Source organism: Corynebacterium sp., from assembly GCF_012837295.1.
Lineage (GTDB): Bacteria > Actinomycetota > Actinomycetes > Mycobacteriales > Mycobacteriaceae > Corynebacterium.
Genome location: NZ_DURI01000313.1, coordinates 1 through 25,642 on the forward strand (window position 1 = coordinate 1; position 25,642 = coordinate 25,642).

Below are 25,642 nucleotides of genomic sequence, written 5' to 3' on the forward strand. Positions count from 1 at the left end.
AACAGCGCGTCCTCCACGAGCACGCCCGCCCCGGTCAGCGCGTTGAGCAGCGAGGACTTGCCGGCGTTGGTGTACCCGGCGATGGCGATGCGCGGCAGGTGCCCGGCCTTGCGGCGGGCGCGCTTGACCTCGCGGGAGGTCTTCATCCCCTCGAGTTCCCGGCGGATGCGCGCCATGTCCTGGCGCAGGCGCCGGCGGTCGGTCTCGATCTTCGTTTCACCGGGGCCGCGCAGGCCCACGCCGCCGTTCGAGCCGGCGCGGCCGCCCGCCTGGCGGGACAGCGAATGGCCCCAGCCGCGCAGTCGCGTGATCAGGTACTGCATCTGGGCCAGCGACACCTGCGCCTTGCCCTCCTTCGACTTCGCGTGCTGGGCGAAGATGTCCAGGATGAGCATGGTGCGGTCGATGACCTTGGCGTCGAGCTTGTCCTCCAGCGCGACCAGCTGGCCGGGCGAGAGCTCGCCGTCGGCGATGACGGTGTCGGCGCCGGTGGCTTTGACGATGTCCCTCAGCTCCGCGACCTTGCCGGACCCGATGTACGTGCCGGGGTCGGGCTTGTCTCGTCGCTGCAGCACGGATTCGAGGACCTCGGAGCCGGCGGTTTCGGCCAGCGCGGCGAGCTCTCCCATCGCGGCCTCGGCTTCGGCCAGGGTGCCCTGCGTCCACACGCCGAGCAGGATGACCCGTTCCAGGCGCAGCTGGCGGTACTCGACCTCGGTGATGTCCTCGGCGTCGGTGGTGTGCGTCGCGGCGCGGGTGAGGCGGCGCAGCGAGGACCGCGCCTCGAGGTCCATGTCGCCGACGGTGGGCCGCACGTCGCGGTCGACGGGCGTCTCGTCGGGGTAACTGTCGTTCATGGGGGTTTCAGTCATGTTCCGCCCATTGTCGCACGACCACCGGAAAAGCCCGTATCCCGGTCATTCGAGCGCGCCGCAGGCGCGCCCCGGCCGTCCGGGCCCCGGAAATCAGCACCTGCGGGTGAGCATGAGCGCGACGGGTCCCCGATCCCCCGCGCCGTTGCTTGACGACGAGCACGCGGACCCGTCCGCCGCCGCATGCGCGCAGCCGCCGCAGCCGCTCGACGGGCACGACGACACCATCCGCTCCCGGCGCAGCGATCCGGTGCGCTCGAGGTGTTCGATGGCCGCGTCCACGGTGGCCCGGGCCAGTCCGGTGCGGTCCGCGATGTCGGCGCGGGACACCGCCCCGTCCGCGATGGCGCCGCGCACGGCGGCGAGCGGGGTGGTCACGGGCACATGGGCGTCGTCACGCAATCGCGTGGTTCCGTGGCGGCGGGACTTGAACGGGAAGGCCGGGAACGGGCTCACAGGAACAGCCTCGCGATCTGGAAGACCGCGACGGCCAGCAGCCACGCGCCGACGAGCTGCGTGCCCAGGCCGAACATCGTCCACTTCAGGCCGATCTCGCGTTTCTGGGCGGCCAGCGTGGCCACGCACGGGGTGTAGGCGAGCAGGAAGATCATGAAGGCCCACACCGCGGCGAGACCGTGGCCGCCGGAGGCGCGATCGAAGTCGGCGCGGATGTTGTCCGCCAACGGGCTGGTGCGCTGTTCGTCGGCCCCGGCGTCGGTGACGTCCTCCACCGCGTAGGTCTGCGCCCACGTGGAAATCACCGCTTCCTTGGCCACGAAACCGGTCAGCAGCGTGCCCGTCAGCGACCACGACCCGAAGCCCGCGGGCTCGAACACCGGTGACACGGTTTCGGAGACCACGCCGTAGGCCGAATCGCGCGGGGGCAGGTTCTCGTCGGCGAAGGCGTAACCGGGGGCGGCGGGCACGGACATCAGCGCCCACACCGCGACGACGGTGACCACGATGATGCCGCCGGCGGTCTTCAGGAAGCCCTTCAGCCGCGTCCACGCCACGGACAGCGCCAGCCGCGGCATGGGCAGCTGGTAGCCGGGCAGGTCGATGACCAGCGGCTCCGACGGCATCGCGCGCCACAGCGTGTGCCGCAGCACCAGGCCGGTGAGCACGACCAGGCCGATGGAGACCAGGTACATGACGAACACGACCGTGCCCGCCGAGCCCGGGAAGAACACCGCGGCGAGCATGACGTACACCGTTAGGCGGGCGCTGCACGACGTGAACGGGATGAGCAGCGCCGTGAGGATCCGGTGGCGCGGATTGCCCAGCACGCGGGTCGCCGAAATCGCCGGGACGTTGCAGCCGAAGCCGACGATGAGCGGGATGAACGCCTTGCCGGGCAGGCCGATCGCGCGCATGACGCGGTCGGTGACCACCGCCGCGCGGGCCATGTAGCCGGAATCCTCCAGCACCGCCAGGCACAGGAACATCAGCGCCATGAGCGGTGCGAAGGTCAGCACCATGCCCACGCCTCCGATGAGGCCGTCGACGACCAGGCCCGTCGGCACCGGCCCACCGAGGCCGATCGCCGCCATGGCCGATCGCGTCCAGTCCGAGAACGGTCCGGTGACCAGCGTCTCCAGTCCGTCCTGCAGGGGCGCGGCGACCACGGTGGTGATCTGGAAGACCACCCACATCACGCCGAGGAACAGCAGAGGGCCCGCGAAGGGGTTGAGTGCCACGCGGTCGATGCGGTCGGACCAGGTCGGCTTCTCGCCCACGTGGGTGGTCGAGGCGGCGACGATGCGATCGATGAACGCGAACCGGGCCTCGTCGGCGGCGTCAAGATCTGCGGCGTCTCCCGGCCCGCCGGCGACGGGCCGGATGACGCGGGCGCACCCGGTCATGGCACCGGCGACGGCGACGCGGACCTGGTCGACGCCGGAGCGGCGACGCGGGTCGACGGCGACGACGGGCACGCCGAGGGCCTCCTGCATGGCGCCGGCGTCGACCTCGACGCCCTGGGCGGCGGCGACGTCGGTCTTGGTCAGCACGACGACGAGGCGGTACGGGTGCTCGGCGATCTCCGAGAAGAGGTACAGGCCGCGGGCGGGGGCGGTCGCGTCGACGGCGACGATGACCAGATCGGGTCGGTCCTCGACGCCGCGGCTGATCAGCATCTCGCGGGTGAGCTCCTCGTCGGGGCTCATCGCGTCGAGGGAGTACGCCCCGGGGAAATCGATGACGTCGTAAGTGACGTCACCGGCCTTCCAGGCGCCGCGACTGACCTCGACGGTGGTGCCCGGCCAGTTGCCCATCTGGGCTTTCGCGCCGGTCAGGGCGTTGAACAGCGTCGACTTGCCGGAGTTGGGGGCGCCCACCAGCCCGATCACCGGCGATCCCGTGGGCGCGGGCGATCCTCCCGCGCAGGCGTGGCAGCTGGGCGCGATGGCGATTTGCTTCGGCGCGGTGCGCCCCTCCCGCCCGTTGGCGGCGGTCACCGAGCTCACCGCAGGACGTCCATGAGCTCGAGCGTGGCGCGGTCGATGGCGTAGCGGGACGTGCCCGCCTTGATCACCCGTCCGCCGCCGGCGGTCTTCGGGCCGACGGTCACGCTCATGCCCGGCCGCAGGCCCAGCTGGGCGAGGCGGCGGCACAGGCGGGGTTCGGTGCGCGGGGCGGAGAGCACGACGGTCTGCCCCACGGCGACGTCGCACAGCCGCCGGTGCACGGGGGCGTCGGCGGCCGCCGGCTCCATCTCCCGCACGGTCGCTGCTCCCCCGCGCGCGCCGCGCGCCCGTCCGCCCATCACGCGAATGGCCATGGTGGCATTCCTCCCAGTGAACCCGGTCCGACGAGCCGGCCGCGTTCTTCCGGAGTGGAAAGCGCAGACTGGCTCAAACAACTAAGGTCAGCCTAGCCCTGGGCGATAGGCGAACGCTAGCCCCTTCGAGGCACGGCCGATGACGATTGCGTCACACGTCGTCACGCCCACGAACCCCGACGCTCGACCACCGCCGCTGCCTCGCCGCGCAGCCGCGCGAATCGGTTCCCGCAGCGCCCGGGACTAAGATGCATCACCATGACTTCCGACCTGAAGAGCATCGGCCTCGACTACCCGCGCTGGCAGGACGCCATCGAGGCGGCCATCGCCACCGAGCACCTGTCCGTGATCGGCGAGGTCCGCGGCGGGCAGCTCGTCCGCTTCGAGGACCCGTCGGGCGCGCGCTTGCACGTGCTGGGCGTCGAGCCGTTTTCCACGTTCGCCGGGTTCGCGGGACTGACGCAGGTCACGGCGCACGTCTCCGCGCTTGACGACGTCCTGGCGCTCATCGAGATCGTCGCCGACGATCCCTCGCACCCGAATTTCGACAAGGTCGTGGCCACCGCCACGTGCCACCTGGCGCAGTCGCCGCTGCTCGTCGACGAGGGCACCCAGACCTTCGAGCACGTGAACCTCGCGGCGCTGGGCATCGACGCCACCGTCGACGTCGACGCCGCCGCGTACGAGGCCCGCACCGGCGAGAAGCCCGGCGGAGTCCGCTTCACCGGCGCCGAGGCCGTGACGGGTGCGGCGGCCGGCACCAAGGCCCCGGATGCGTCGGCGACGCTGTCCGGCGTGGTCAACGCCGCGGTCAAGCGCGTCAACCGGCTCACCGGCCAGGAGTTCTGGGTGCTGCACTTGGACGTGCCGCTGCCCCTCGACGTACTCGTGTCCGCCGACGTCATCCCGGAGCCGCAGATCGGCACCGTCGTGTCCGGCGACTTCCTGCTCGTCGGCGAGGTCATCGCGCCCCAGGGCTGCGGCGACTCCTGCGGCGACGGCGGTTGCGGCTGCGGATCGGGCGGCTGCGGCGGCCACTAGGCCACGCCACCTCCGGCCTCTCGTCCGAGTCTCTCGTTCCGGGCCCTTCGTCCTGGGCCCCCGTTCCGGCGCCTAACGCCCTCCCTCATTCCCGGCCCTCAACTGAAGCTCGGCGACCACATCCGCCACTCCAGCACCACGGACGTGCAAGCTTCGGAACTCCGCACTGCGGTGTCGTTTCCGCTGCATTCTTGCTCGGCGTGTCGCGATTCCATCGGCGTGTCGTGCAGCGGAAACGACGGGTCAGCGCAGAATTCTTCCGGCCCCATGCGGCCGCCGGCCCGGATCAAACCAATGACGAGCCGGCTGTTCGATTGCCCGAATCGGATCCCTCAGCGGCGCAGCGCGGACAGCTCGATCTCGCCGCGGGCGACCAGCCTCGACGGGCCGGTGAGAATCGACGTCGACTCGGTGACCTCCACGGTCACGGTGCCGCCGGGCACGTGGACGTCGACGACGCCGGTGCCCCGCCCAGCATCGGCCAGCGCGGACACGGCGGCCGCGACGGTTCCGGTGCCGCAGGAACGGGTCTCCCCCACGCCGCGCTCGATGACGCGCATGTGGACGTCGCCGGAATCCTCCAACGGCGTGAGGATCTCCAGATTCACCCCGTCCGGGAACATCTCGGCGTCGACGTCGGGAACGCCGGCCAGATTCAGCTGAGCCAGGCCCTCCGCGTCGAGCCCCGGCAGCACGCACGCCAGATGCGGGTTGCCCATGTCGACGCCGACGCCCGCGTACCGGCCCTCCCCCAGAAACGCCGTCGCCGCCCCCAGCACCACGGGCGCGCCCATGTCGACGGACACGGTGGCGCGGGTGGACGAGACGTCGTGAAGCGACACGACCTTGACCCCCGCGCGCGTGCCCACGCGAAGCGCCGACATCTCCTCGGCCAAGCCCGCCGCGAACAGGTGATGGGCGAATACGCGGACCCCGTTGCCGCACATCTCGGCGATGGAGCCGTCGGCGTTGCGGTAGTCCATGAACCAGTCGTCGGCGCGGACCTCGTCGGCCGCGCCGGCGCGGGGCAGCGCGGCGAGCACGCCCGCATCGACCAGCGCCCCTGCGCGGGCCACCCGCAGCAGACCATCCCCGCCCACGCCCGCACGGCGGTCGCACAGCGCGGCGACGAGGCGATCGGTCAATTCCACGTCGACGGCGGCGTCGTCGACGATGACGAAGTCGTTCTCCGTGCCGTGCCCCTTGACGAAGGCGAGCGTGCCCGACGACGGCATCACGTCGGCGGTGCGCGCCCCGGCGGCGTGCGATCCATGCGTGTTCGAGCTCATCGCCCGAATGTTACGCGCCCGATGTTGCCGTCACGTTAACGCGGCCAGCGCCTGCTCCCGCACCGCGTTCTGCCCGGTACCGGCGGCGTCGAGCCACGTCACGCGGGGATCGCGCTGGAACCACGACTTTTGGCGGCGCACGTAGCGGCGCGTGCCCGTGATGGTGCGCTCGACGGCCTCGGCGAGGTCGTATTCGCCGTCGAGATGCGCCAGCACCTGCGCGTATCCGATCGCCCGAGAGGCGGTGACGCCGTCGCGGAGCCCCTGGCCGAGCAGCACGTCGACCTCCTCCATGAGGCCGCGCTCGAACATCAGACGGGTGCGGCGCTCGATGCGCTCGTTGAGCCAGTCCGCCTCGGTGCCCAGCCCGAGGATCCGCGTGCCCCACCGCGGCGGCGCGTCGATCGGCGGCTTCGACGCCCCGAATGGTTCGCCGGTCAGCTCGATGACCTCCAGGGCCCGCACGATGCGCCTCGGGTCGCGCCGCTCGATGATCGCGGCCGCGGCCGGGTCGACGGTGGCCAGGTGGTCATGGAGCTTTTCGACGCCCACCGCATCCTGCTTGGCCTCCCACTTGGCACGGACGGCGGCATCGGTCGGCGGGAAACGCCAATCGTCGACGAGCGCCTGGACGTAGAGCATGGATCCGCCCACGAGGATGGGGACGTTGCCGCGCGCCATGATCGCCTCGACGTCGGCGACGGCCTCCTCCTGGTACGTGGCCACCGACGCGGGCTCGGAGACGTCGAGGACGTCGAGCTGGTGGTGCGGGATGCCGCGGCGCTCCTCCACCGTCAGCTTCGCGGTGCCGATGTCCATCCCCCGGTAGAGCTGCATGGAGTCGACGTTGACGATCTCCCCGCCGAATTCCTCCGCCAACGCCAGCCCGAGATCGGACTTGCCGGACGCCGTCGGGCCGATGACGGCGATGGGCGTCACGCCCCCGTCGCCGCTCTTGTTCCCGTTCACGCTCAAGCCTCCCACTCCCATTCCGCCACGTGGTAGCCGACGCCGTGCGGCGCACCCCGATACGTCTCCCGGGCGCTGAACGACCGGGCGTCGAGGCTCAGCTCGGCGCCGAAGGCGGCCAGGTCCTGCCACACGCCCATCGTGTGCAACCCCACCGAATCGCACAGCGCCGGCCCGAACTCGCCGAAGGGGTCGTGGCCGGGGTCGGGGTCGTCGCCGGGGTCGTCGCCGAACCTGCCCTCCGCGATGGCGGCGCAGACGTCGTCGATGGGTGCGGACTCCGGCAACAGCGTCAGCGGCGCACGGGCGGTCAGCGCCGACGGGCCTTCGGCGACGACGATGATCGGGGGACCGCCCTCGTCACCGTCTGCGTCCATCTCCGCGCCGCCATCGCCGATCTCGAACGGGTCCGGGAACTGCGCGGCGACGTCGACGTGCTCGGGGTCCAGCCCCGACTCCTGCACCACCCAACGGGCCACGAGCTCCGGCAGATGTTGCCCGCCGCCGACCTCGACGTCCGCGCCCCAGGCGCGGAAGGAGCCGGCGTGGGACGTCGCAAAGCGATCATCCGGGCGACGAACGATGAGCGGGCGCGACCGTCCGGCCCCCGACCCCGCGCCATCGCCGAGCACCCGCCGGGCCGCGGACAGCACCGCGACCCGCACCTGCGCGGCCCCCTCATCGGCGCCGGACAGCTCCGGTACCAGCAAAGGCGCACCGGGGATGAGCAGGAGTCGTCGAGTCACGGCATCGAATCTACCCGGCCCGCGGCACCCGTCCGGCGACGGTTGCGGCGCGAGGGGCCGACGTTTGCGATACTCGATGGGAGGAATGTGATCCGGCAGCCGTGCCGCGCGGCTAAAGCACCGATTGGATAGAACCCATGACCGACAACACCCCCACCCCGAAGCCCGGCCCCCGCCCCGGCCCTCGCCCGGGAGGCATGCCCCGCCGCCCCGCGGCCGCGGGCACTCCGGCGCCGGCCCCGGTCGTCCCCCGCAAGACCGATCCCACCAAGTGGGGCCGCGTCGACGACGACGGAGCAGTGTGGGTCCGCACCGGCGACGGCGAGCGCCAGGTCGGATCGTGGCAGGCCGGCACCCCCGAGGAAGGGCTGGCGCACTACGGCGCCCGCTACGACGACCTGGCCACCGAGATCGAGCTGCTCGAGGCGCGCATCCAATCCCACCCGGAGGAGGCGGCCACCGTGCGCTCCTCCGCGGAGGAGCTGAAGGCGCAGCTGCCCGAGGCGGCCGTCGTCGGCGACCTGGAGGCCCTGGACAAGCGGCTGGCCGTGGTGCTGACCCATGCCGACGAGGCCGGCGAGAAGGCCAAGGCCGACAAGGCGCAGCGCCGCGCCGCGGCGATCGAGAAGAAGGAAAAGCTCGCCGCCGAGGCCGAGGACATCGCCGAAAACTCCGAGGACTGGAAGGTGGCGGGCGACCGCATCCGCACGATCCTCGACGAGTGGAAGCAGATCCGCGGCATCGACCGCAAGACCGACGACCAGCTGTGGAAGCGCTACTCCCGCGCCCGCGACTCGTTCAACCGGCGACGCGGCAGCCACTTCGCCGAGCTCGACCGCAACCGCGCATCGGCCCGCGCCGCGAAGGAGGCGCTCATCGAGGAGGCCGAGGCCCTGCAGCACTCGACCGACTGGGGCGGCACCGCCGCCGCCTACCGCGACCTGATGTCCCGGTGGAAGGAAGCCGGCCGGGCGCCGCGCGAGATCGACGACAAGCTGTGGAAGCGCTTCAAGGGCGCCCAGGACACGTTCTTCGCCGCCCGCAACGCCGTCAACGCCGAGCGCGACAAGGAATTCGAGGCCAACGCGGAGGCCAAGGAGGCGCTGCTCGCCGAGTACGACGACCGCATCCGCCCCGACAAGGACCTCGAGCATGCCCGCTCCGAGCTGCGCAAGCTCCAGGAGCGCTGGGAGGAGATCGGATACGTGCCCCGCGGCCGCGTCCGCGAGTTCGAGGACAAGATCGGCGCCCTCGAGCGCCGCGTCTCCGAGGCCGCCGACTCGCAGTGGCGCCGCACCGACCCCGAGGCCCAGGCCCGCGTGAAGCAGTTCGCCGACCGCGCCGCCGACTTCGAGGCCAAGGCCGCCGAGTTCGAGGCCGCCGGAAAGGCCAAGAAGGCCGAGGACGCCCGCGCCCAGGCCGCCCAGTGGCGCGAATGGGCCGACGCCGCCGAGCGCGCCCTCGAGGAGATGTAGCGTCCCCATGCCGCATGGCAGCGCCGAACCCCGCCGAGTCTCCGTGGTCACGGGCGCGGCGGGGTTTCTCGGTTCCCACCTGTGGCGCCTGATCGCGGCCCGCGGCGATGAGCTGCGGGTGCTGGTCCGACCCGGTGACGACCTGTCCGCCCTCGACGGGCTGCGGCTGACCGCCGTCCACGGCGACGCGCGATCCGCCGAGGACCTCGACCGTCTCTTCGCGGGGCTCTCCCCCGGCTCGCCTGATTCGCCCGTCTCCCCCGGTTCCTCCGGCGCTTCCGCCCACCCGCGGATCACCGTCCACCACCTGGCCAGCCGCATCACCATCGAGTCGCGGGTGGCACCGGAGGTCCGCGACGTCAACGTCGGCGGCACTCGGCAGGTCATCGATGCGTGCCGACGCCACGGCGCCGCCCGCCTGGTCTACGTCTCCTCGGTCCACGCCATCCCCGAGCCCGCCGACGCCTCCGATCCCATCGTGGAGCCGGCTGTCTTCGACCCCGACGCCGTGGTCGGCGGCTACGCGAAGACGAAGGCGGAGGCCACCCAACTGGTCCTCGACGCCGACGACGGGGAGCTGTCGACGGTCGTCGTCATGCCCTCGGGCATCGTCGGCCCGGGAGACCCCGGCGACGGCTACCTCACCGCCCTGGTCCGCGACATCGCCGACGGTTCCCTGACGTCCGACGTCGACGGCGGCTACGACTTCGTCGACGTCCGCGACGTCGCCGCCGGTTGCATCGAGGCGGCCGAACGGGGCCGCCCGGGGGCGTCGTACATCCTCACGGCGCGGCGAATGGACATGGCGGAGATCGTGCGGGTGTGCCGGTCGGCCGTCGGCAAGCGAACGCTGACGAGCGTGCTGCCCATGTGGTTCGCGCGCGGCGTCGCTCCCCTGGCCGAGGGCTGGTACCGGATGCTGCGGAAGCCGCCGCTGTTCACGTCCTACGCGCTGCACACTCTGCGCTCGCCCGGGGTGTTCCGCACCGACCGGGCGCGGGCGGACCTGGGGTGGAACCCGAAGGACCCCGCCGATTCGCTCCGCGACGTCGTCCGCGAACGGACGGGCGGCTGATCGGCGGGGTCCTCCCGGGGCCGGTGCCCGCTACTCGGACTGCTGGGCCTGCTGGGTTTGCTCGGTCTGGCCGGGCTTCTCGGTCTGATCAAGCTGCTCGGACGTCTGATCCGAGCCCTCCGCGGCCCGCTGCTCGCGGCGCCGCTTCGAGCGGTCGCGGCGATCGTCGACCATGGAGTCGACCTCGGTGCCGGTGTTGTCGATGAGGCCGGCTCGCAGGTACTGCTGCTGGGCGCGCAGCACGGGGTCCTCGTGGACCTCCTCGCGCCGGGCGGCGGCAAGCGCAGCCTGGAACGTCGACTTGCGGAACACCACGAAGCACATGGTGATGGCCATCGCAATGGAAAACGCGATGCCCAGGGCCAGGCCCCAGCCGATGCCCTCGGACGCCTCCGACGGCGGCCGCGACTGGCGCATCCACCCGGCGAACACCGAGTACACCGCCTGAATGCACGACACGGTCCACGTCACGAAGGCGACCACGGCCGAACGCGACAGGATCGTCGCGATGACCAGCAGAATGCCCACGAGCAAGATGATCGTGTACACCCGCTCCGGCACCATGGTGAAGTACTGGCGGGCGACGTCGGTGTCCAGCAGGACGTCGAAGCCGAGCACGCTGCCCGAATGCGGGGCGAAGAACGTGAAGATCAACCCGACCAGCAGCACGCCCATGGGCACCACCTGCCGGCCCAGCTGGATTTCGCCGCTGGCCTTCCGCTCCGCCGACCGCAGGTCCCCGCGGAACTCGGCGAGCTTGTCGCGCTCGCCGGGCCCCGCGTTCCCGCCGGCCGCCGCCGCGCCACCGCCCGGTGCCACGTTCTGGTCAGTCACAACCGCAACCCCTGTCCTGGTTCCTCGTCTGGTCCGCGGCCGACGCAGACGGCCGACCCACCGCGGGCAAGCCTAGTCCCACCCCGATCGGCGCGGTGGTCGGGGTATTGCCCGCCGCCCACATGTCGCCCGCCCGCGTCCGGCGATGGCCGGTGACGCCGGAGTCGGCGATGAGGAAGTGCGGCGCCGACTCGGTCACGGTGACGGTGACGAAATCGCCGGGACGGATCTCGCCGTCGATGTCGGGGCGGTCGGCGTCGTCAAGCGAATCCGTGCCCGGCCCCGCGCCCGCCGCAACCGGCGCGAAGTGGACCAGCCGTCCATCGATCGCGCGGCCCGACATGCGGAGGGTCTCGGCGTTCTTCTTGCCGTCGCCGGCGGTGACCAGCAACTCGAGCGTGCGGCCGACCTGCTTGGCGTTCTCCTCTTCGCTGATGCGCTCCTGCAGCGCGATGAGGCGGCCGTAGCGTTCCTTGACCACCGCCGGCGGCACCTGGTCCGGCATGTCCGCTGCCGGGGTGCCCGGGCGCGGCGAGTACTGGAAGGTGAAGGCCGAGGTGAACCGGGCGCGCTCGACGACGTCGAGGGTCGCCTGGAAATCCTCCTCGGTCTCGCCGGGGAAGCCGACGATGATGTCGGTGGTGATCGCCGCATGCGGCATCCGCTCGCGGACCTTGTCCAGGATGCCCAGGAACTTCTTCGACCGGTAGGACCGGCGCATCTCCTTGAGCACCTTGTCCGAGCCCGACTGCAGCGGCATGTGCAGCTGCGGGGCGACGTTGGGGGTCTCGGCCATGGCATCGATGACGTCGTCGGTGAATTCCGCGGGGTGCGGCGAGGTGAAGCGCACGCGCTCCAGGCCCTCGACGTCGCCGCAGGCGCGCAGCAGCTTGGAGAACGCGCTGCGGTCGCGCTCGAGCTCGGGGTCGTCGAAATGCACGCCGTAGGCGTTGACGTTCTGCCCCAGCAGGGTCACCTCGGACACGCCCTGCTCCACCAGCGCCTGCACCTCGGCGAGGATGTCGCCCGGGCGGCGGTCGCGCTCCTTGCCGCGCAACGACGGCACGATGCAGAACGTGCAGGTGTTGTTGCAGCCCACGGACACCGACACCCAGCCCGCGTACGGCGACTCGCGCTTGGCCGGGAGCACCGACGGGAAGTCCTCCAGCGCGTCCTTGATCTCGACCTGCGCCTCGTGGTTGTGGGCGGCGCGCTCCAGCAGCGCGGGCAGCGAGCCGAGATTGTGGGTGCCGAAGACCACGTCGACCCACGGCGCCTTCTTCACCACGGTCGCCTTGTCCTTCTGCGCCAGGCAGCCGCCGACGGCGATCTGCATGCCCGGGTGCTCGTCCTTGATCGGCTTGAGCCGGCCCAGCGTGCCGTAGAGGCGGTTGTCGGCGTTCTCGCGCACGGCACAGGTGTTGAAGACCACCAGGTCCGGCCGCTCGCCTTCCGCGACGGCCGTGTAGCCGTTGTCCTCGAGCAGGCCGGACAGGCGCTCGGAGTCGTGGACGTTCATCTGGCAGCCGAACGTGCGCACCTCGTAGGTGCGGGGTCCGGGAGCCGCTCCGGGGGCGTTCGGGGTGGTGGGGCTGGTTTTGGGGCTGGCGTGCGTCACGCGGGAAAGGGTATCGCGACCGGGGGCGGGTTCCCCAATTGCCCGGGCGCCATCGCTTGACGACGGCCCGCCGCCGCACCCCGCGTCCGCATCGTCCGGCACGGCGGGGCCCGACCGTGCCCGGATTTCGGAGCACGATGCATGCGTTCACCCGAAACGGGCACACCAGGCCGGATCGGTTACCGGACAATTAACGAAACGGAAACACGATGTGGCGTTCGACTCTTTTATTCGCGAGTGTGGCCGGAGTAACTTCATTTTCATGACCGATACACATGCCGGCGGCGGCACCGCCATGATCCGGATGGAAGGCGTCGAGAAGTACTTCGACGATTTCCATGCGCTGAAGAACATCAACCTGGAGATTCCCCGCGGACAGGTCGTGGTCGTGCTCGGCCCGTCCGGGTCGGGCAAGTCCACCATGTGCCGGACCATCAATCGCCTGGACACCATCGAGGAAGGCGCCATCTACATCGACGGCGCGAAGCTTCCGGAGGAAGGCAAGCAGCTGGCGAAGCTGCGCGCCGACGTCGGCATGGTCTTCCAGTCCTTCAATCTCTTCTCTCACCTGACCATCCGGGACAACGTCACCCTGGCGCCCATGAAGGTGCGGAAGATGTCCAAGTCCGATGCCGAGAAACTGGCCATGGACCTCCTGGACCGGGTGGGAATCGCCGCCCAGGCCGACAAGTACCCGGCGCAGCTCTCCGGTGGCCAGCAGCAGCGCGTGGCCATCGCCCGGGCCCTGGCCATGAACCCCAAGGTGATGCTTTTCGATGAGCCGACGTCGGCGCTCGACCCCGAAATGGTCAACGAGGTCCTCGACGTCATGGCGTCGCTGGCCAAGGAGGGCATGACCATGGTGTGCGTGACCCACGAGATGGGCTTCGCGCGCAAGGCCGCGGACCGCATCCTGTTCATGGCCGACGGCGAAATCATCGAGGACACCGACCCCGACACCTTCTTCGACTCCCCCTCCACGGATCGCGCCCGGGACTTCCTGGGCAAGATCCTCGGGCATTAGGGGCGATGATGAGGCCGAACAATTTCCTTCTCCGGCGGGCTACCGTCGCCGTCACCGTGCTCGGCGCGGCCGCGGCGTTGGTGTCCTGCGGCTCGACCGAACCGCGCAGCGTCCTCGACGACATCGAGGGCGGCGAGGTGATCCTGGGCACCAAGTACGACCAGCCCGGACTTGGCCTGCGCCACCCCGACAAGTCGATGGCGGGCGTCGACGTCGACGTGGCCACGTACGTGGTCAATCACATCGCCGACGCCAACGGCTGGGCGCACCCGCAGATCACCTGGCGCGAGACCCCGTCGGTGCAGCGCGAGACGCTGATCAACAACGGCGAGGTCACCATGATCACCGCCACGTATTCCATCAACGCCGGCCGTGCGAAGGCCGTCGACTTCGGCGGCCCGTACCTGTTGACGAACCAGGCGCTCCTGGTCCGCGACGACGACCGGTCCCTCGATTCGCTCGAGGACCTCAATGCCGGCCGCAAACTGTGCTCGGTGACCGGGTCCACGTCGGCGCAGAAGATCAAGGACGCGTTGCCGGGCGTGCAGCTCCAGGAGTTCGACTCCTATTCGTCCTGCGTGGAGGCCCTGTACCGCGGCAAGGTCGACGCCTTGACCACGGACGCGACGATCCTGGCGGGCTACGCGGTGCAGTACGACGACGAACTGCGGGTCGTGCCCATGACGAAGCCGGATGGCGAGCCGTTCACCAACGAGCATTACGGCATCGGCCACGCCAAGGGCGATGAAGCGTCGACGGAGGCCATCAACGGGGCCCTGCGCGAGATGTACGAGTCCGGCGAGTTCCGCAGGATCCTCGAGCGCAATCTCGGCGACAACGCGGACACCGCGGGCGAAGACGCCATCGGCGACCTGTCCTTCCTGGAAGAAAGTTAGGGGGCTGGAGCACAATGAATCAATTGTGGACCGACGTCGGCCCCGCATTGCTGCCGGCGTTCTGGGTGACCATCAAGCTGACGTTCTTTTCCGCCGTCGGCTCGCTGATCCTGGGCACGATCCTCACGGCGATGCGCGTGAGCCCGGTGGGCATCCTGCGGTCGCTGGCCACGGGGTACATCGAGCTGCTGCGCAATACGCCGCTGACGTTGATCGTGCTGTTCTGTTCGATCGGCCTGTACCAGAATCTGGGCCTGGCGCTCGCCCCGGAAAACGACGACTTCATCGTCAACAACAATTTCTGGCTCGCAGTGCTGGGCTTCACGCTCTACACCGCGGCATTCGTGGCTGAGTCGCTGCGGTCGGGCATCAACACCGTGCCGTTCGGCCAGGCCGAGGCGGCGCGTTCGCTGGGACTGCCCTTCGGCCAGGTGTTTTCGAGGATCATTTTCCCGCAGGCCCTGCGGGCCGCGATCATCCCCCTGGGCAACACGTTCATCGCGTTGACCAAGAACACGACCATCGCGTCCATCATCGGCGTCGCGGAAGCGTCGCTGCTGATGAAGGAGACGCTGGAGAACAACGCCGATCTGCTGTTCCCGACCTTCGGGATCTTCGCGCTCGGCTTCGTGATCCTCACATTGCCCATGGGCCTGCTCTTCGGCCGGGCCGGACGGAAGTTGGCGGTGAAGCACTGATGAGCACTCGGGCAACCGTCCTGTACGACACCCCGGGCCCCCGGGGACGCAGGACAAATCTCATTCTGACGGCGGCCACCATCGTGGTCACGCTGGTCGCGGCCTGGTGGGTCGGTTCGACCCTGGCCGCCAACGGGCAGTTCGAGGCGGAGAAGTGGTCGCCGTTCCTCAATTCGACGACGTGGACGACGTATCTGCTGCCCGGCTTGTTCGGCACGCTGACGGCGGCTGCGCTGTCCATCGTGCTCGCGCTGGTCATCGGCGCCGCGCTCGGACTCGGTCGGCTGGCGGAGACCGCGTGGATCCGGTGGATTTGCGGAGTTCTCGTGGAGTTCTTCCGTGCGGTGCCGGTGCTGATCCTGATCATCTTCTCGTATCAGCTCTTCGCCCAGTACGCGGTCTTCCCGTCGGCGTTCCTGTCCTTCGCCGCAGTGGTCTTCGGCCTGACGCTGTACAACGGTTCGGTCATCGCCGAGATCCTGCGGTCGGGCATCATGTCGCTGCCGAAGGGCCAGACGGAGGCCGCCCTTGCCCTGGGCCTGACGCGCCAGCAGACGATGATCAAGATTCTGCTGCCGCAGGCCGTGGCGGCGATGCTGCCGGCGTTGATCGCGCAGATGGTCATCGCGCTGAAGGATTCGGCGCTGGGCTACACCATCGGCTACATCGAGGTGGTGCGCTCCGGCATCCAGTCGGCGTCGTACTACCGCAACTTCTTCGCGGCCCTCGTCGTCGTCGCGGCGATCATGTTCCTGATCAACTTCGCCTTGACCCGGGTGGCCCAGCGCATCGAGCATCAGCTCCGCGCCGGCCGTGCGCGCCGCAACATCGTGGCGGCGGTCCCGCACCAGCCCGATCAGGGGCTGGACACGAAGGACGAGGTCAACGTCGATTGGCACGATCCGGAGTACCAGGAAATCAAGAACCCCGGCGAATAGCCGACCCCGCCCCCGGCGCCCGCTATCCCGAACCCAGTTCGGAGTAGCGGGCGTCGAGTGCTTCGCGCGCGATCGCCATGGAGAGGCCCTGGTTGAAACCGCGCCTGGCCAAGACGCCGACGACGCGGCGCAGGTCCTTGTCCCGCTCCGCCCGGCCCGTCGGCGCGGACTTGATGGTGCCCGCCTTTTTCGCCGCCAACGCCCGCGCGATGTGGGACTCGTCGGCGTCGGTGATTTGCTCCAGCGCTTCCTCGCGAAGGTGCGGCGCAATGCCCTTTTCGCTCAATTCACGGTCGAGCACCATCCGAGACTTCCCCCGCACCGCATGGCGCTGACGCACCCATTCGGAGGCGAAGTGGGCGTCGTCGAGGAGCCTGGCGGCCGTCAGATCGTCGAGGACCTCGTCGATCGCGGCCCCCGGCCACTCGTCGTTCTCGGCGAGCCGGCCGCGCAACTCGGCGCGCGACCTCGCCCGCTGGTCGAGGAGCCGCAACGCGCGGGATCGGATCGGCGCCTTCGCCGCTTCGGCGTCGGCGTCGATGATCGGCTCACCGCCCTCGGCGGCGACCTTCTCCATCGCGATGCGGAGCTTCTCCAGCTTCGCATCGCGCTCCGAACGTTCCGCCACGTGCGGCGCCCCTCTCCTACTCGTCGTCCTCGTCGTCGAAGTCGATGTCCGGCACGACGTCGACCGGGGCATCCGCGTCCGGCTCCTCGGTGAGGTTGGCGTACTCGCCGACGCCCAGCTTCCGCTTGATCTTGTCCTCCAGCTCCGCGGCGAGATCCGGGTTCGCGCGCAGGTACTCGCGCGACTTCTCCTTGCCCTGGCCCAGCTGGTCGCCCTCGTACGTGAACCAGGAGCCCGACTTCTTGATGATCCCGTTGTCCACGCCCATGTCCAGGATCGACCCCTCGCGGGAAATGCCCTGGCCGTAGATGATGTCGAACTCGGCGATCTTGAACGGCGGCGAGACCTTGTTCTTGACGATCTTCAGCTTGGTGCGGTTGCCCACCGCGTCCTGGCCGTCCTTCAGCGTCTGGATGCGGCGCACGTCGCAGCGCACGGACGCGTAGAACTTCAGGGCCTTGCCGCCCGTGGTGGTTTCCGGCGAACCGAACATCACGCCGATCTTCTCGCGCAGCTGGTTGATGAACACCGCCGTGGTGCCGGAGTTGGACACCGCGCCGGTCATCTTGCGCAGCGCCTGACTCATCAAGCGCGCCTGCAGGCCGACGTGGGAATCGCCCATCTCGCCGTCGATTTCGGCCTTCGGAGTCAGGGCCGCCACGGAGTCGACCACGATGATGTCGATGGCACCCGACCGCACCAGCATGTCGGTGATCTCGAGCGCCTGCTCGCCGTTGTCCGGCTGCGAGACCAGCAGGTTGTCCGTGTCCACGCCCAGCTTGCGGGCGTACTCCGGGTCAAGTGCATGCTCCGCGTCGATGAACGCCGCGATGCCGCCGGCGCGCTGCGCTTCGGCGATCGCGTGCAGCGCCACCGTGGTCTTGCCCGAAGACTCCGGGCCATAGATCTCCACGATGCGGCCGCGCGGGAATCCGCCGATGCCCAACGCCACGTCGATGGCGATGTTGCCCGACGAAATCGCCCGAATCGGCGGACGATCCTCGTCGCCCAGGCGCATCACCGCGCCCTTGCCGAAATCCTTCTCGATGTTCGCCAGCGCGACATCGAGCGCCTTGAGCCGATCGCCGCCGCCCGCGGTGGCCGTCGTCTTCTTCCTCGCCATTTTGGTCTCCTGTTCGCGCGTCGTCTCCGTCGCGCCTAGATCCGTTTCGTCCCGTACCTGATGCGCGCCCGGCGCCAATGTTTGCGTCACGCCCAATTGGACGCGCCCCGGAGCGAATCGGTTCCATTTTGTTTTTCCGCGGCACCCTCGCCGCCCACACCCGTCGTTGTACAGGGCCGGGCGGATACGCGGTCCGCACGCGTTCGACTATAGACGAAAGCCCGTTCGAATGCGCGCCGGAACACGCCGAAACTCGTCGAGACGCAGACTCAGTCGTCGGGCCCCAACCAGCGATCCTCCGGGACGTCATGGTCCCGGCACAGCGCCCACCACACGTCGCGCGGTTCAACGCCGCGTTCGATCAACTCGGCGGGCGTGGCGCCGTATTCCGCGAGCACGTGCGACTCCAGCAGCCAGGGGCCGTGGGAATCGCCGAACTCGGCATCGACGAAGCGGTGGAAATCGGCCAAACGCATGGGCCAACGTTAACACCGGCTGCACCGACCACCTCGATCCCGGCTCAGGCGAACGCCGCCAGCACGGCGACGGCGAGAAACGCCGACGCCACCGACGCGTGAATGCGGCCGTTGATGGACAGCCACGCAACGTACTCCCGGAGAAACGCGGTGGGCACGTAATAGCGGGCCGTCGGCGCACCGGCGACCTGCCAGGGCACGCCGAGCCCGCGCGCCAGCGCCGCCGCCCGCAGCACGTGGTAGTCGCTGGTCACCACCATGACCCGGGCCTCGCGCCCCAACGTGTCCGCCCCCAGTCCTTCCGCTTCCAGCAGCCGCGCCGACAATCGGAGATTCTCCAGCGTCGTCGTCGACTCGGCTTCCTCGCGGATGTCGCCCTCCCAACCGGCAGCGGCCGCGTGCCGCGCCATCGCCCTGGCTTCCGCCACCGCTTCGTCGGCCCCCTGGCCGCCGGACATCACCAACAGCGGGGACGCGCCGTCGGCCGAGCGCTCGGCGCACCGCCGAGCCAAGTCAATCGCCCGATCGACGCGGCCCGCCAGCAGCGGCGTCACCCGGTCACCGTCCAGCCCCGCGCCCAACACGATCACCGCATCCAGTCTGCGCGGAAGCGGCCACCGGGCGTAGAGCAGCGCATGGACCGAGTAGACCACCAGCAGGAAACCCAGATAGGCGTAGCAGAGCAGCGCCACCAATCCGGCCACGGCGAACACCGATTCGCCTCCGCCGAGCAACAACGGCACGGCCGGCAACAGCAGGAACGGAGTCACGCCGGCGAGCAGGGGCAGCACGGTGGACGCGTGCACGCCCTCCCTGCGCATGACGACGACCCCGTTCCACATCAGGGCCGCTCCGGTCACGGGCACGGAGGGCACGAGCACGCCGATCAATAGTCCCGCGCCCATCATGAGCGCGAGTTCCCCGTTGACGTGATGCACCGCCTCCACCGCACCGAGATACACGAGGATCATACCCATGACCAGCGGGATGCTGGACGCGGGACGGCGGCGGTCCGCTGCGATGCGCCACGCCGCCACGGCCATCAGGAAGCCACCGGCGACGAGCGCTCCGACGAAGACGGGTGAAATGTGCATGGGGAACTCTCCTAGGGGCGCGACGTGGAGTCGAGCAATCCGGCGGACAAGCGCACCGCGCCCTTCATCGCCGCGATGCCGAGGACGACGGCGACGGCGACCATGCCCACCTGCAGCAGTCCCGTGCCGCCAGCGGACATCGACAGCGGCAGCCCCAGGAACAGGCCCAGGCCCAAGGCGGGGGCGATGGTCGACGCGAGGATCGCGTTCATTTCCGTGCCGCGGGCCCCGTCGATGACGTCGAGTCCGACGCCGGAGGACCGCAGCCTGCGGTTGCGCGCCCGTCCGTCGAGCACATCGGAGGCGGCGGTGACGGCCGTCGCCGTGGCCGCGACGAGGAAGCCGATGGCCAGGACGATGATCGACGCTCGCGGCATGTCCACGGCGAAGTTCTGTTCGACTGCCAGGATGTCCCCGCCCGTCAGCTGCGGGGCCGCGGGGAACTCGGCGGCCAGCGCCCCGCGGATCGCCTCGGCGCCGTCCGGATCGTCGGCCGGCAGTTCGACCTGCACCGACAGGTAGGAAACCTGTTCCGGCGCCGTGCCGTCGAGGGCGTGCTCGTCGAATCCGCCGACCGAGCCCCGCTCCCCCAGCGTCACCGTTGCGGCGGCCGCAGGCGATGCGGCCGCCAAGGCCGCGCGGGCGCGTCCCAGCGTGGCGTCGGCTTCGGCGGCCTGCTGCTGGGTGACGGGGACTTCGAGCACATGCTCGCGGCCCCACACCACTTGGCCGTCGCCGCCGCCGAATCCCGCGAAGAACCCGGCGATGAAGGCGGCGAATGCCACGCCCGACACCATCCGCCACGCGGCCCTCGGGTCGTCGACCAGCCTGCGGCCGGCCAGCAGCGCCCGGACCCCGCCGCGCCCACGGTGGAACCGGGACACGAGGCGCTTGCCCGCCAGCGAGGTGAGCACGGGGCCGATCAGCGACATCGCCATGGCGAGCGCCGCGAACATCGGCAGCACGCCGCCGCCGTCGGAGCCGGGCTTGGACACCTGGTACCAGGCATACCCGGCTGCGGAGATCACGCCCCAGCGCAGCCACGACAACGACTTCGGGGCGTGGGCGTCCGCGACCCCGAGGGGGTCCGCGATGGCCGGCCGGACCTGCAGCAGCGCCGAAACGACGGCGAGGGCCACCACGCCCGGGACCACGCCGGCCAACCACGCCGGCGACGGCATCAACTGGAACAACCCGAACGTGCGCCCCTGCAGCGGCACGTACGACAATGCCGCGGCGACCGGGACCGCGGCCGCGACGCCGGCCAGAGCACCGGCGAAGGCGGGCACCGCGGCCTCCGCCGAGGTCAGCGCGATGGCTTGACGACGAGACATCCCGCCGAGCCGGAGCAGCGCCACCCGTCGGTTGCGGCGCCCGTTGCCGAGCCGTGCTGCGGCCCCCATGAGCGACAGCACGGGACCGATGAGCAGGACGGCGGCGATCGCCGTCAGATGCACGTAGTTCGTGGTTTCCGACGCCGAGTTGAGGCGATGCGGCTCTCCCCCCGAAGGCGGCGATCGGGGTGGGCGGCTGATTGGCTCCGATGCCGGACTGAGCCACGAATCCGGGTTCGGTCATGACCGGCGAGTCGGGGGCTTCGCCGATCACGATAATCCGGTCGTCCGGGCTGCGCAGAGCCTCCTCGCCCAGCTCGCCGGTGATGGTCTTGCCCTCCAGCTCGGGCGCTCCCACCTTCGCGGCCGCGGCGGAGGCGAAGACCTCGCCGGGGCGCGGCGCCTCGTCCAGTCCCGGCGGGACCGGTGCGGTGCGCCCCGGAATCGGCGCGTACCGGACGACGGTGAACCGCTGCCCGTCTATGTATCGGTCCGCCGCGCGCAGGATCGCTCCCGCATCCTCCATGGTGACCCGTTGCGGCGCGAGCCACGCTTCGGCGGTGGCGCGCTGCTGCGTCGCTTGCAGGGCACCGAGCACGATGGTCACCACGAGCGCGCCCACCAGGCACGCCGCCGCGGCCAGCGCCGCCACCGAACGGTCCGCCCGGCCACCGCCGGCGATCAACCGGCGCGCCAGAAACGATGTCCCGGCCGAAGAAGACGGGACGGGCCGTCGTGAAGCAGTCGATCCCCGATGCTCCGGGGCCAGGGTCACGGAGATCACGCCGCCACCACCGATCCGAGGTCGATGACGCGGTCGCAGCGCGCGGCGACGTCGGGATCGTGCGTCACCACGACCGCCGAGGCCCCGGAAGCGCGCGCCGCGCCGAGCATGACGTCGACGACGCCGGCCGACGTCCGGGAGTCGAGCGAACCGGTCGGCTCATCGGCGAATGCCCGGACTGGAACACCATGCCGAAGCCGGTGCGGCGCAGTGCGGTGCGCTCCTCGGCGTTCATCGCCGTGACCTCGCGCCAGGCGCCCGCGCGAGAGTCCGCGAAGTGGACGGTGCCGGACACGGGCGGGCGCAACCCGGACAGCGCATGGAGCAGCGTGGTCTTGCCGGAGCCGGAGGGGCCGACGACGGCGACGGATTCGCCCGCGCGGATCACCAAGTCGATGCCCGCGAAGACGGTGGTGGCGCCGTGCGCGGAGGTCAACCCGCGGGCCACCAGAATGTCTGAAGAGTTCGATGTCATGTCCATGACGCTATTTCCGCAGGCCGGCGAATCCATCGGGCGGCGGGATGATCTTCGGGGGCGGGCCGGTCATACCCGGGGACGACTCGCCGGACCCGCCGTCGGACAGCCCCACCTGAACGCCGATCAAGCCGGCGGCTAGGATGACTTTCCGTGCAGAAAACAGCGATCCAAACCCTCGTCTACGTCGCGGCCTTCGCGGCCCTCATCATCGTCCTCGGCGCGGTGTCCATCCCCGTCGGCGGCGCCGGCGTCCCCATCGTCCTGCAGAACATGGGCATCGCCCTGACCGCCATGCTGCTGGGCTGGCGCCGCGGCACCTTGGCGGTGCTGTTGTTCCTGGCCGTCGGCCTCATCGGCGTGCCGAACCTGGCGGGCTTCCGCACCACGCTGTCGGCGCTGCCCGGCACGACGGTCGGCTACCTGGTCGGCTACGTCGTCGCGGCGCTGGTCATCGGCCTGCTCACCGTCCGCCGCCCGAACCGCCCCGGCCCCATGATCGGCCTGTTCATCGCCGCGGGCCTCGCCGGCGTCGTCGTCCAGTACCTGTTCGGCACCGCGGGCCTGATGATCCGCGCCGAGATGGGCTTCGTCGAGGCCCTTCTGGTGAACATCCCGTTCATCCCGGGCGATATCATCAAGATCGTCGTCGCCGCGCTCATCGCGGCGCCGGTGCTGCGCGCGTTCCCGGACCTGCGCCCCACCGCCCGCCGCACCGGCGGCACCGCCACCGACCGCGCCACCACGGAGAACACCACCGCCCGATGACCGTCATCCGCTTCGATTCCGTCACCTGCGACTACGAGGGCCGCCGTGCCCTGGGCCCGGTGACGGTCGAGCTGTCCGAGCGCCGCATCGGCATCATCGGCCCCAACGGCGGCGGCAAGTCGACGTTCGTGCGGCTGATCAACGGCTTGGCGGACGCCTCCACCGGCCGCGTCGACGTCGGCGGCCTCGATCCCGCCCGCAAGGGCCGCGACGTGCGCCGCAACGTCGGTTTCGTCTTCTCCGACGCCGACAACCAGATCGTCATGCCGACCGTGGCGGAGGACGTCTCCTTTTCGCTGCGTCAGCGCGGCATCGCACCGAAGGACCGGGAGGAGCTCGCTCTTTCCGCTTTGCGACGCTTCGATCTCGCCGACCACGCGGACCATTCGCCGCATTTGCTCTCCGGCGGGCAGAAGCAGCTTTTGGCGCTCACGTCGGTGCTCGTCCTCGAACCCGAGCTGGTCATCGCCGACGAGCCGACGACGCTGCTGGATCTGCGCAACCGCAAGCTCCTGGCGTCGACTTTCGCGGGGTTGGCGCAGCAGCTCATCGTGGTCACCCACGACCTGGATTTCGTCGCCGACTTCGACCGGGTGATCTGCATCGAGGACGGCCTCATCGTCGACGACGGCGATCCCCGCACGGTCATCGCCGGCTACGCCGCGAGGATGGGCGCCTGATGGCCGGCCGCGGCGCGCTCATCGTGCCCCTGTCGGTGTACGTCAAGCGCGACTCCCCCGTCCACCGCTTGCCCGCGCTGCCGAAACTCGGTCTAGTCGTCGGGTTCATTCTCGTGGCGACCGTGTTCGCCCGGACCATCCCCACCGCCGCCGTCGCGCTGGCCATCGCGCTGTGCGGTTACGCCGTGGCGCGCATTCCGCTCAAGGTCGCGCTGTCGCAGCTGCTCGGCGCCGTGCCGTTGCTGGCGTTCATCGCGATCATCCAGGGGCTGACCGGAAATTGGGAACTGGGCATCATGCTGTTCCTGCAGATCCTCGCCTGCGTCGTCGCGGCGACCCTGCTCACGTTGACCACCCGCGTGTCCGACCTCATGGACGCCTTCGACCGGATCCTGGCGCCGCTGGGCAAGCTGGGCCTGCCGGTGTCCACCATCTCGCTGGCCATGTCGCTGACCCTGCGCCTCATTCCCCTCCAGGTGCAGGCGGTGCGCGAGGTGCTCGACGCCCGCCGCGCCCGCGGCGCCTCGGCGTCGGTCACCGCCTTCGGGGTGCCGGTGATCATCCGCACCATCCGCCGCTCCCGCGCAATGTCCGACGCCCTGCTGGCCCGCGGCGTCGGCGACTAGAAACTAGGACGACCAGGGCGTCCAGGACGACTTGAGCGACTTGGGTGACTTGGGTGACTAGGCGTCACACGGCGAAAGCCGGCGGCCGACCACGTCATCGTGGTCAGCCGCCGGCTTCTTCGCGTCAAAAGCGTTCGCGCGAGAGGCGTTACGCCCTACTGGCCGCCGCGCAGCTCGCGCAGCTTGGCCTCGACGGCCGGGTCGGCCGCACCGGACTGGCCGCCCTGGCCCTGCTCGATGGCGCCCTGGGCACCGCCGGAGGGCAGCTGGTTGCCGCCGCGCATCTCGTTGCGGATTTGCTCCAGGCGCGAGTGGCCCGCCAGCTGGACGCCGGCCTGCTCGACCTCGGCCATGCGGCCCTGGACGGAGTTCTGCGCCAGCTCGGCCTGGCCGAGGGCGTTGGCGTAACGGCGCTCGATCTTGTCGCGCACCTGATCCAGGTTCGGCGTCGAACCGGAGGACAGCTCGTTCATCGACTGCAGGGACTCGGAGACCTTCTCCTGCATCTTCGCCTGCTCCAGCTGCGACAGCAGCTTGGTGCGCTCGGCGACCTTCTGCTGCAGGGCCATGGAGTTGCGCTCCACGGCCTTCTTCGCCTGCGCGGCCTGCTGCAGAGACTGGTCGTGCAGGCCCTTGAGGTCCTCGACCGACTGCTCGGCGGTGACCAGCTGGGCGGCGAACGCCTCGGCGGCGTTCTCATACTCCACGGCCTTGGCCTCGTCGCCCTCGCCTCGGGCCTTGTCGGCCAGCTGCAGCGCCTGGCGGGTGTTGCCCTGGAGCTTCTCGATCTCCGCGAGCTGACGGTTGAGGCGCATCTCGAGCTGGCGCTGGTTGCCGATGACGGCCGCCGCCTGCTGGGAAAGTTCCTGGTGCTGACGCTGCGCGTCTTCGATGGCCTGCTGGATCTGGACCTTGGGGTCCGCGTTCTCCTCGATCTTCGAGTCGAACAGGGCCATCATGTAGTTCCACAGCTTGGCGAAGGGGTTTGCCATTGTTGCTCGGTACCTTCCTCAGGGGGTCGACGGGAGTGGGCGGGAGACCCGGGCGTCCGGCGTCCCAGGATACCCGGCGGCTTGTCGCGGCGCAGCAGCGCCGCGGGTCGATGCGACCTACATCGCGGCCATTTCGGGCTGGGCGGCGTGCAGCGCCATGCTGCCGGCCGCGTCGATGATGACGTCGGAGACGGACACGGACAGTCCGTGGCACACGGACGCCAGCAGTTCCGACGACACCTCCTTGCGGCCGCGCTCCAGCTCGGACAGGTAGCCGGGGCTGATGGCGGCGAGATCGGAGAGCTCGCGCAGGGTCATGCCGTTGCGGGTGCGGATGTCGCGCAGCGCCTCGCCGAGGGCCTCGCGCAGCAGCGGTTCACGCGCCGGTTCCGCGGCCGGCAGCGGCGT

27 protein-coding genes are annotated in these 25,642 nt (G+C 70.2%); 10 read left to right on the plus strand and 17 right to left on the minus strand.

The window, feature by feature from the left end:
• From hflX to GX015_RS10125, 4 genes are all read right to left on the minus strand, one after another.
• The coding region (gene hflX, locus GX015_RS10110) for a GTPase HflX (RefSeq protein ID WP_291344872.1) at positions 1-857 on the minus strand (857 nt) is incomplete at its 3' end.
• A 108-nt stretch (positions 858-965) separates the two neighbouring features.
• Entirely contained in the window at positions 966-1,328 is a 363-nt protein-coding gene (locus GX015_RS10115) for a FeoC-like transcriptional regulator (RefSeq protein ID WP_291344873.1), read from the minus strand.
• A complete protein-coding gene (gene feoB, locus GX015_RS10120; protein ID WP_291344902.1) occupies positions 1,325-3,277 on the minus strand; it encodes a ferrous iron transport protein B in 1,953 nt (650 codons plus the stop codon). The genes GX015_RS10115 and feoB overlap by 4 nt, the downstream gene beginning before the upstream one ends.
• A 56-nt stretch (positions 3,278-3,333) precedes the next feature.
• Positions 3,334-3,651, minus strand: a complete 318-nt coding sequence (locus GX015_RS10125) for a ferrous iron transport protein A (RefSeq protein ID WP_291344874.1) — start codon at positions 3,649-3,651, stop codon at positions 3,334-3,336.
• Between the two features lie 258 nt (positions 3,652-3,909).
• Here GX015_RS10125 and GX015_RS10130 point away from each other — a divergent pair, with 258 nt between their 5' ends.
• The gene (locus tag GX015_RS10130) at positions 3,910-4,692 is read left to right on the plus strand and encodes a hypothetical protein (RefSeq protein ID WP_291344876.1); all 783 of its coding nucleotides are present in this window, start codon (positions 3,910-3,912) and stop codon (positions 4,690-4,692) included.
• A 332-nt stretch (positions 4,693-5,024) separates the two neighbouring features.
• Here the strand turns inward: GX015_RS10130 and dapF are convergent, their stop codons facing one another.
• From dapF to GX015_RS10145, 3 genes are all read right to left on the minus strand, one after another.
• On the minus strand, positions 5,025-5,927 hold the full coding sequence (gene dapF, locus GX015_RS10135) for a diaminopimelate epimerase (RefSeq protein ID WP_291344904.1): 903 nt from the start codon (positions 5,925-5,927) through the stop codon (positions 5,025-5,027).
• A gap of 84 nt (positions 5,928-6,011) precedes the next feature.
• Positions 6,012-6,920 (minus strand): tRNA (adenosine(37)-N6)-dimethylallyltransferase MiaA, encoded by a 909-nt coding sequence (gene miaA / locus GX015_RS10140; protein ID WP_291344906.1) that lies wholly within the window; start codon positions 6,918-6,920, stop codon positions 6,012-6,014.
• A gap of 32 nt (positions 6,921-6,952) precedes the next feature.
• Positions 6,953-7,696, minus strand: a complete 744-nt coding sequence (locus GX015_RS10145) for a hypothetical protein (protein ID WP_291344878.1) — start codon at positions 7,694-7,696, stop codon at positions 6,953-6,955.
• Between the two features lie 137 nt (positions 7,697-7,833).
• Between GX015_RS10145 and GX015_RS10150 the strand changes: the two genes are divergently transcribed.
• A complete protein-coding gene (locus GX015_RS10150) occupies positions 7,834-9,171 on the plus strand; it encodes a DUF349 domain-containing protein (RefSeq protein WP_291344880.1) in 1,338 nt (445 codons plus the stop codon).
• Between the two features lie 7 nt (positions 9,172-9,178).
• Positions 9,179-10,246 (plus strand): NAD-dependent epimerase/dehydratase family protein, encoded by a 1,068-nt coding sequence (locus GX015_RS10155; RefSeq protein ID WP_291344882.1) that lies wholly within the window; start codon positions 9,179-9,181, stop codon positions 10,244-10,246.
• 30 nt (positions 10,247-10,276) lie between these two features.
• Here GX015_RS10155 and GX015_RS10160 read toward each other — a convergent pair whose 3' ends face one another.
• Positions 10,277-11,080: a hypothetical protein gene (locus GX015_RS10160; RefSeq protein WP_291344883.1), complete on the minus strand. Its 804-nt coding sequence runs from the start codon at positions 11,078-11,080 to the stop codon at positions 10,277-10,279.
• Positions 11,073-12,620 (minus strand): tRNA (N6-isopentenyl adenosine(37)-C2)-methylthiotransferase MiaB, encoded by a 1,548-nt coding sequence (gene miaB, locus GX015_RS10165; RefSeq protein ID WP_291344908.1) that lies wholly within the window; start codon positions 12,618-12,620, stop codon positions 11,073-11,075. Before miaB ends, GX015_RS10160 begins: the two co-directional genes overlap by 8 nt.
• A 373-nt stretch (positions 12,621-12,993) precedes the next feature.
• Between miaB and gluA the strand changes: the two genes are divergently transcribed.
• Genes gluA through GX015_RS10185 form a run of 4 tightly spaced genes read left to right on the plus strand, consistent with a single transcriptional unit; the run spans position 12,994 to position 16,254 of the window.
• On the plus strand, positions 12,994-13,722 hold the full coding sequence (gene gluA / locus GX015_RS10170; RefSeq protein ID WP_291344910.1) for a glutamate ABC transporter ATP-binding protein GluA: 729 nt from the start codon (positions 12,994-12,996) through the stop codon (positions 13,720-13,722).
• 5 nt (positions 13,723-13,727) lie between these two features.
• Complete coding sequence (locus tag GX015_RS10175; protein ID WP_291344884.1) at positions 13,728-14,618, plus strand: glutamate ABC transporter substrate-binding protein; 891 nt, start codon at positions 13,728-13,730, stop codon at positions 14,616-14,618.
• A gap of 14 nt (positions 14,619-14,632) precedes the next feature.
• Positions 14,633-15,316 carry an amino acid ABC transporter permease gene (locus GX015_RS10180; protein WP_291344885.1) on the plus strand — a complete coding sequence of 228 codons (684 nt, stop codon included), beginning with the start codon at positions 14,633-14,635 and terminating at the stop codon, positions 15,314-15,316.
• Entirely contained in the window at positions 15,316-16,254 is a 939-nt protein-coding gene (locus GX015_RS10185; RefSeq protein WP_291344887.1) for an amino acid ABC transporter permease, read from the plus strand. Before GX015_RS10180 ends, GX015_RS10185 begins: the two co-directional genes overlap by 1 nt.
• A 22-nt stretch (positions 16,255-16,276) precedes the next feature.
• Here GX015_RS10185 and GX015_RS10190 read toward each other — a convergent pair whose 3' ends face one another.
• From GX015_RS10190 to GX015_RS10215, 6 genes are all read right to left on the minus strand, one after another.
• Positions 16,277-16,831, minus strand: coding sequence for a regulatory protein RecX (locus tag GX015_RS10190; RefSeq protein ID WP_291344912.1), 555 nt, complete (start codon positions 16,829-16,831; stop codon positions 16,277-16,279).
• Positions 16,832-16,898: 67 nt separating this feature from the next.
• Positions 16,899-18,005 carry a recombinase RecA gene (gene recA / locus GX015_RS10195; protein WP_291344889.1) on the minus strand — a complete coding sequence of 369 codons (1,107 nt, stop codon included), beginning with the start codon at positions 18,003-18,005 and terminating at the stop codon, positions 16,899-16,901.
• A gap of 269 nt (positions 18,006-18,274) precedes the next feature.
• Complete coding sequence (locus GX015_RS10200; protein WP_291344890.1) at positions 18,275-18,481, minus strand: DUF3046 domain-containing protein; 207 nt, start codon at positions 18,479-18,481, stop codon at positions 18,275-18,277.
• Positions 18,482-18,525: 44 nt separating this feature from the next.
• Positions 18,526-19,575, minus strand: a complete 1,050-nt coding sequence (locus GX015_RS10205; RefSeq protein ID WP_291344892.1) for a YdcF family protein — start codon at positions 19,573-19,575, stop codon at positions 18,526-18,528.
• Positions 19,576-19,586: 11 nt separating this feature from the next.
• Positions 19,587-21,032, minus strand: a complete 1,446-nt coding sequence (locus tag GX015_RS10210; protein ID WP_291344893.1) for an FtsX-like permease family protein — start codon at positions 21,030-21,032, stop codon at positions 19,587-19,589.
• Between the two features lie 725 nt (positions 21,033-21,757).
• Positions 21,758-22,168, minus strand: coding sequence for an ATP-binding cassette domain-containing protein (locus GX015_RS10215; RefSeq protein WP_291344894.1), 411 nt, complete (start codon positions 22,166-22,168; stop codon positions 21,758-21,760).
• A 153-nt stretch (positions 22,169-22,321) separates the two neighbouring features.
• On the opposite strand from GX015_RS10215, the gene GX015_RS10220 reads away from it, so the two are divergent.
• From GX015_RS10220 to GX015_RS10230, 3 genes are read left to right on the plus strand one after another with little or no spacing between them, the layout of a single operon-like run.
• A complete protein-coding gene (locus GX015_RS10220; protein ID WP_291344895.1) occupies positions 22,322-22,936 on the plus strand; it encodes a biotin transporter BioY in 615 nt (204 codons plus the stop codon).
• Complete coding sequence (locus GX015_RS10225) at positions 22,933-23,616, plus strand: ABC transporter ATP-binding protein (RefSeq protein WP_291344896.1); 684 nt, start codon at positions 22,933-22,935, stop codon at positions 23,614-23,616. Before GX015_RS10220 ends, GX015_RS10225 begins: the two co-directional genes overlap by 4 nt.
• Positions 23,616-24,242 (plus strand): energy-coupling factor transporter transmembrane protein EcfT, encoded by a 627-nt coding sequence (locus tag GX015_RS10230; protein ID WP_291344898.1) that lies wholly within the window; start codon positions 23,616-23,618, stop codon positions 24,240-24,242. Before GX015_RS10225 ends, GX015_RS10230 begins: the two co-directional genes overlap by 1 nt.
• Positions 24,243-24,397: 155 nt before the next feature.
• Here GX015_RS10230 and GX015_RS10235 read toward each other — a convergent pair whose 3' ends face one another.
• The gene (locus tag GX015_RS10235) at positions 24,398-25,234 is read right to left on the minus strand and encodes a PspA/IM30 family protein (RefSeq protein WP_291344900.1); all 837 of its coding nucleotides are present in this window, start codon (positions 25,232-25,234) and stop codon (positions 24,398-24,400) included.
• Positions 25,235-25,351: 117 nt separating this feature from the next.
• Entirely contained in the window at positions 25,352-25,636 is a 285-nt protein-coding gene (locus GX015_RS10240) for a helix-turn-helix transcriptional regulator (RefSeq protein ID WP_291344914.1), read from the minus strand.
• Positions 25,637-25,642: the final 6 nt, after the last annotated feature.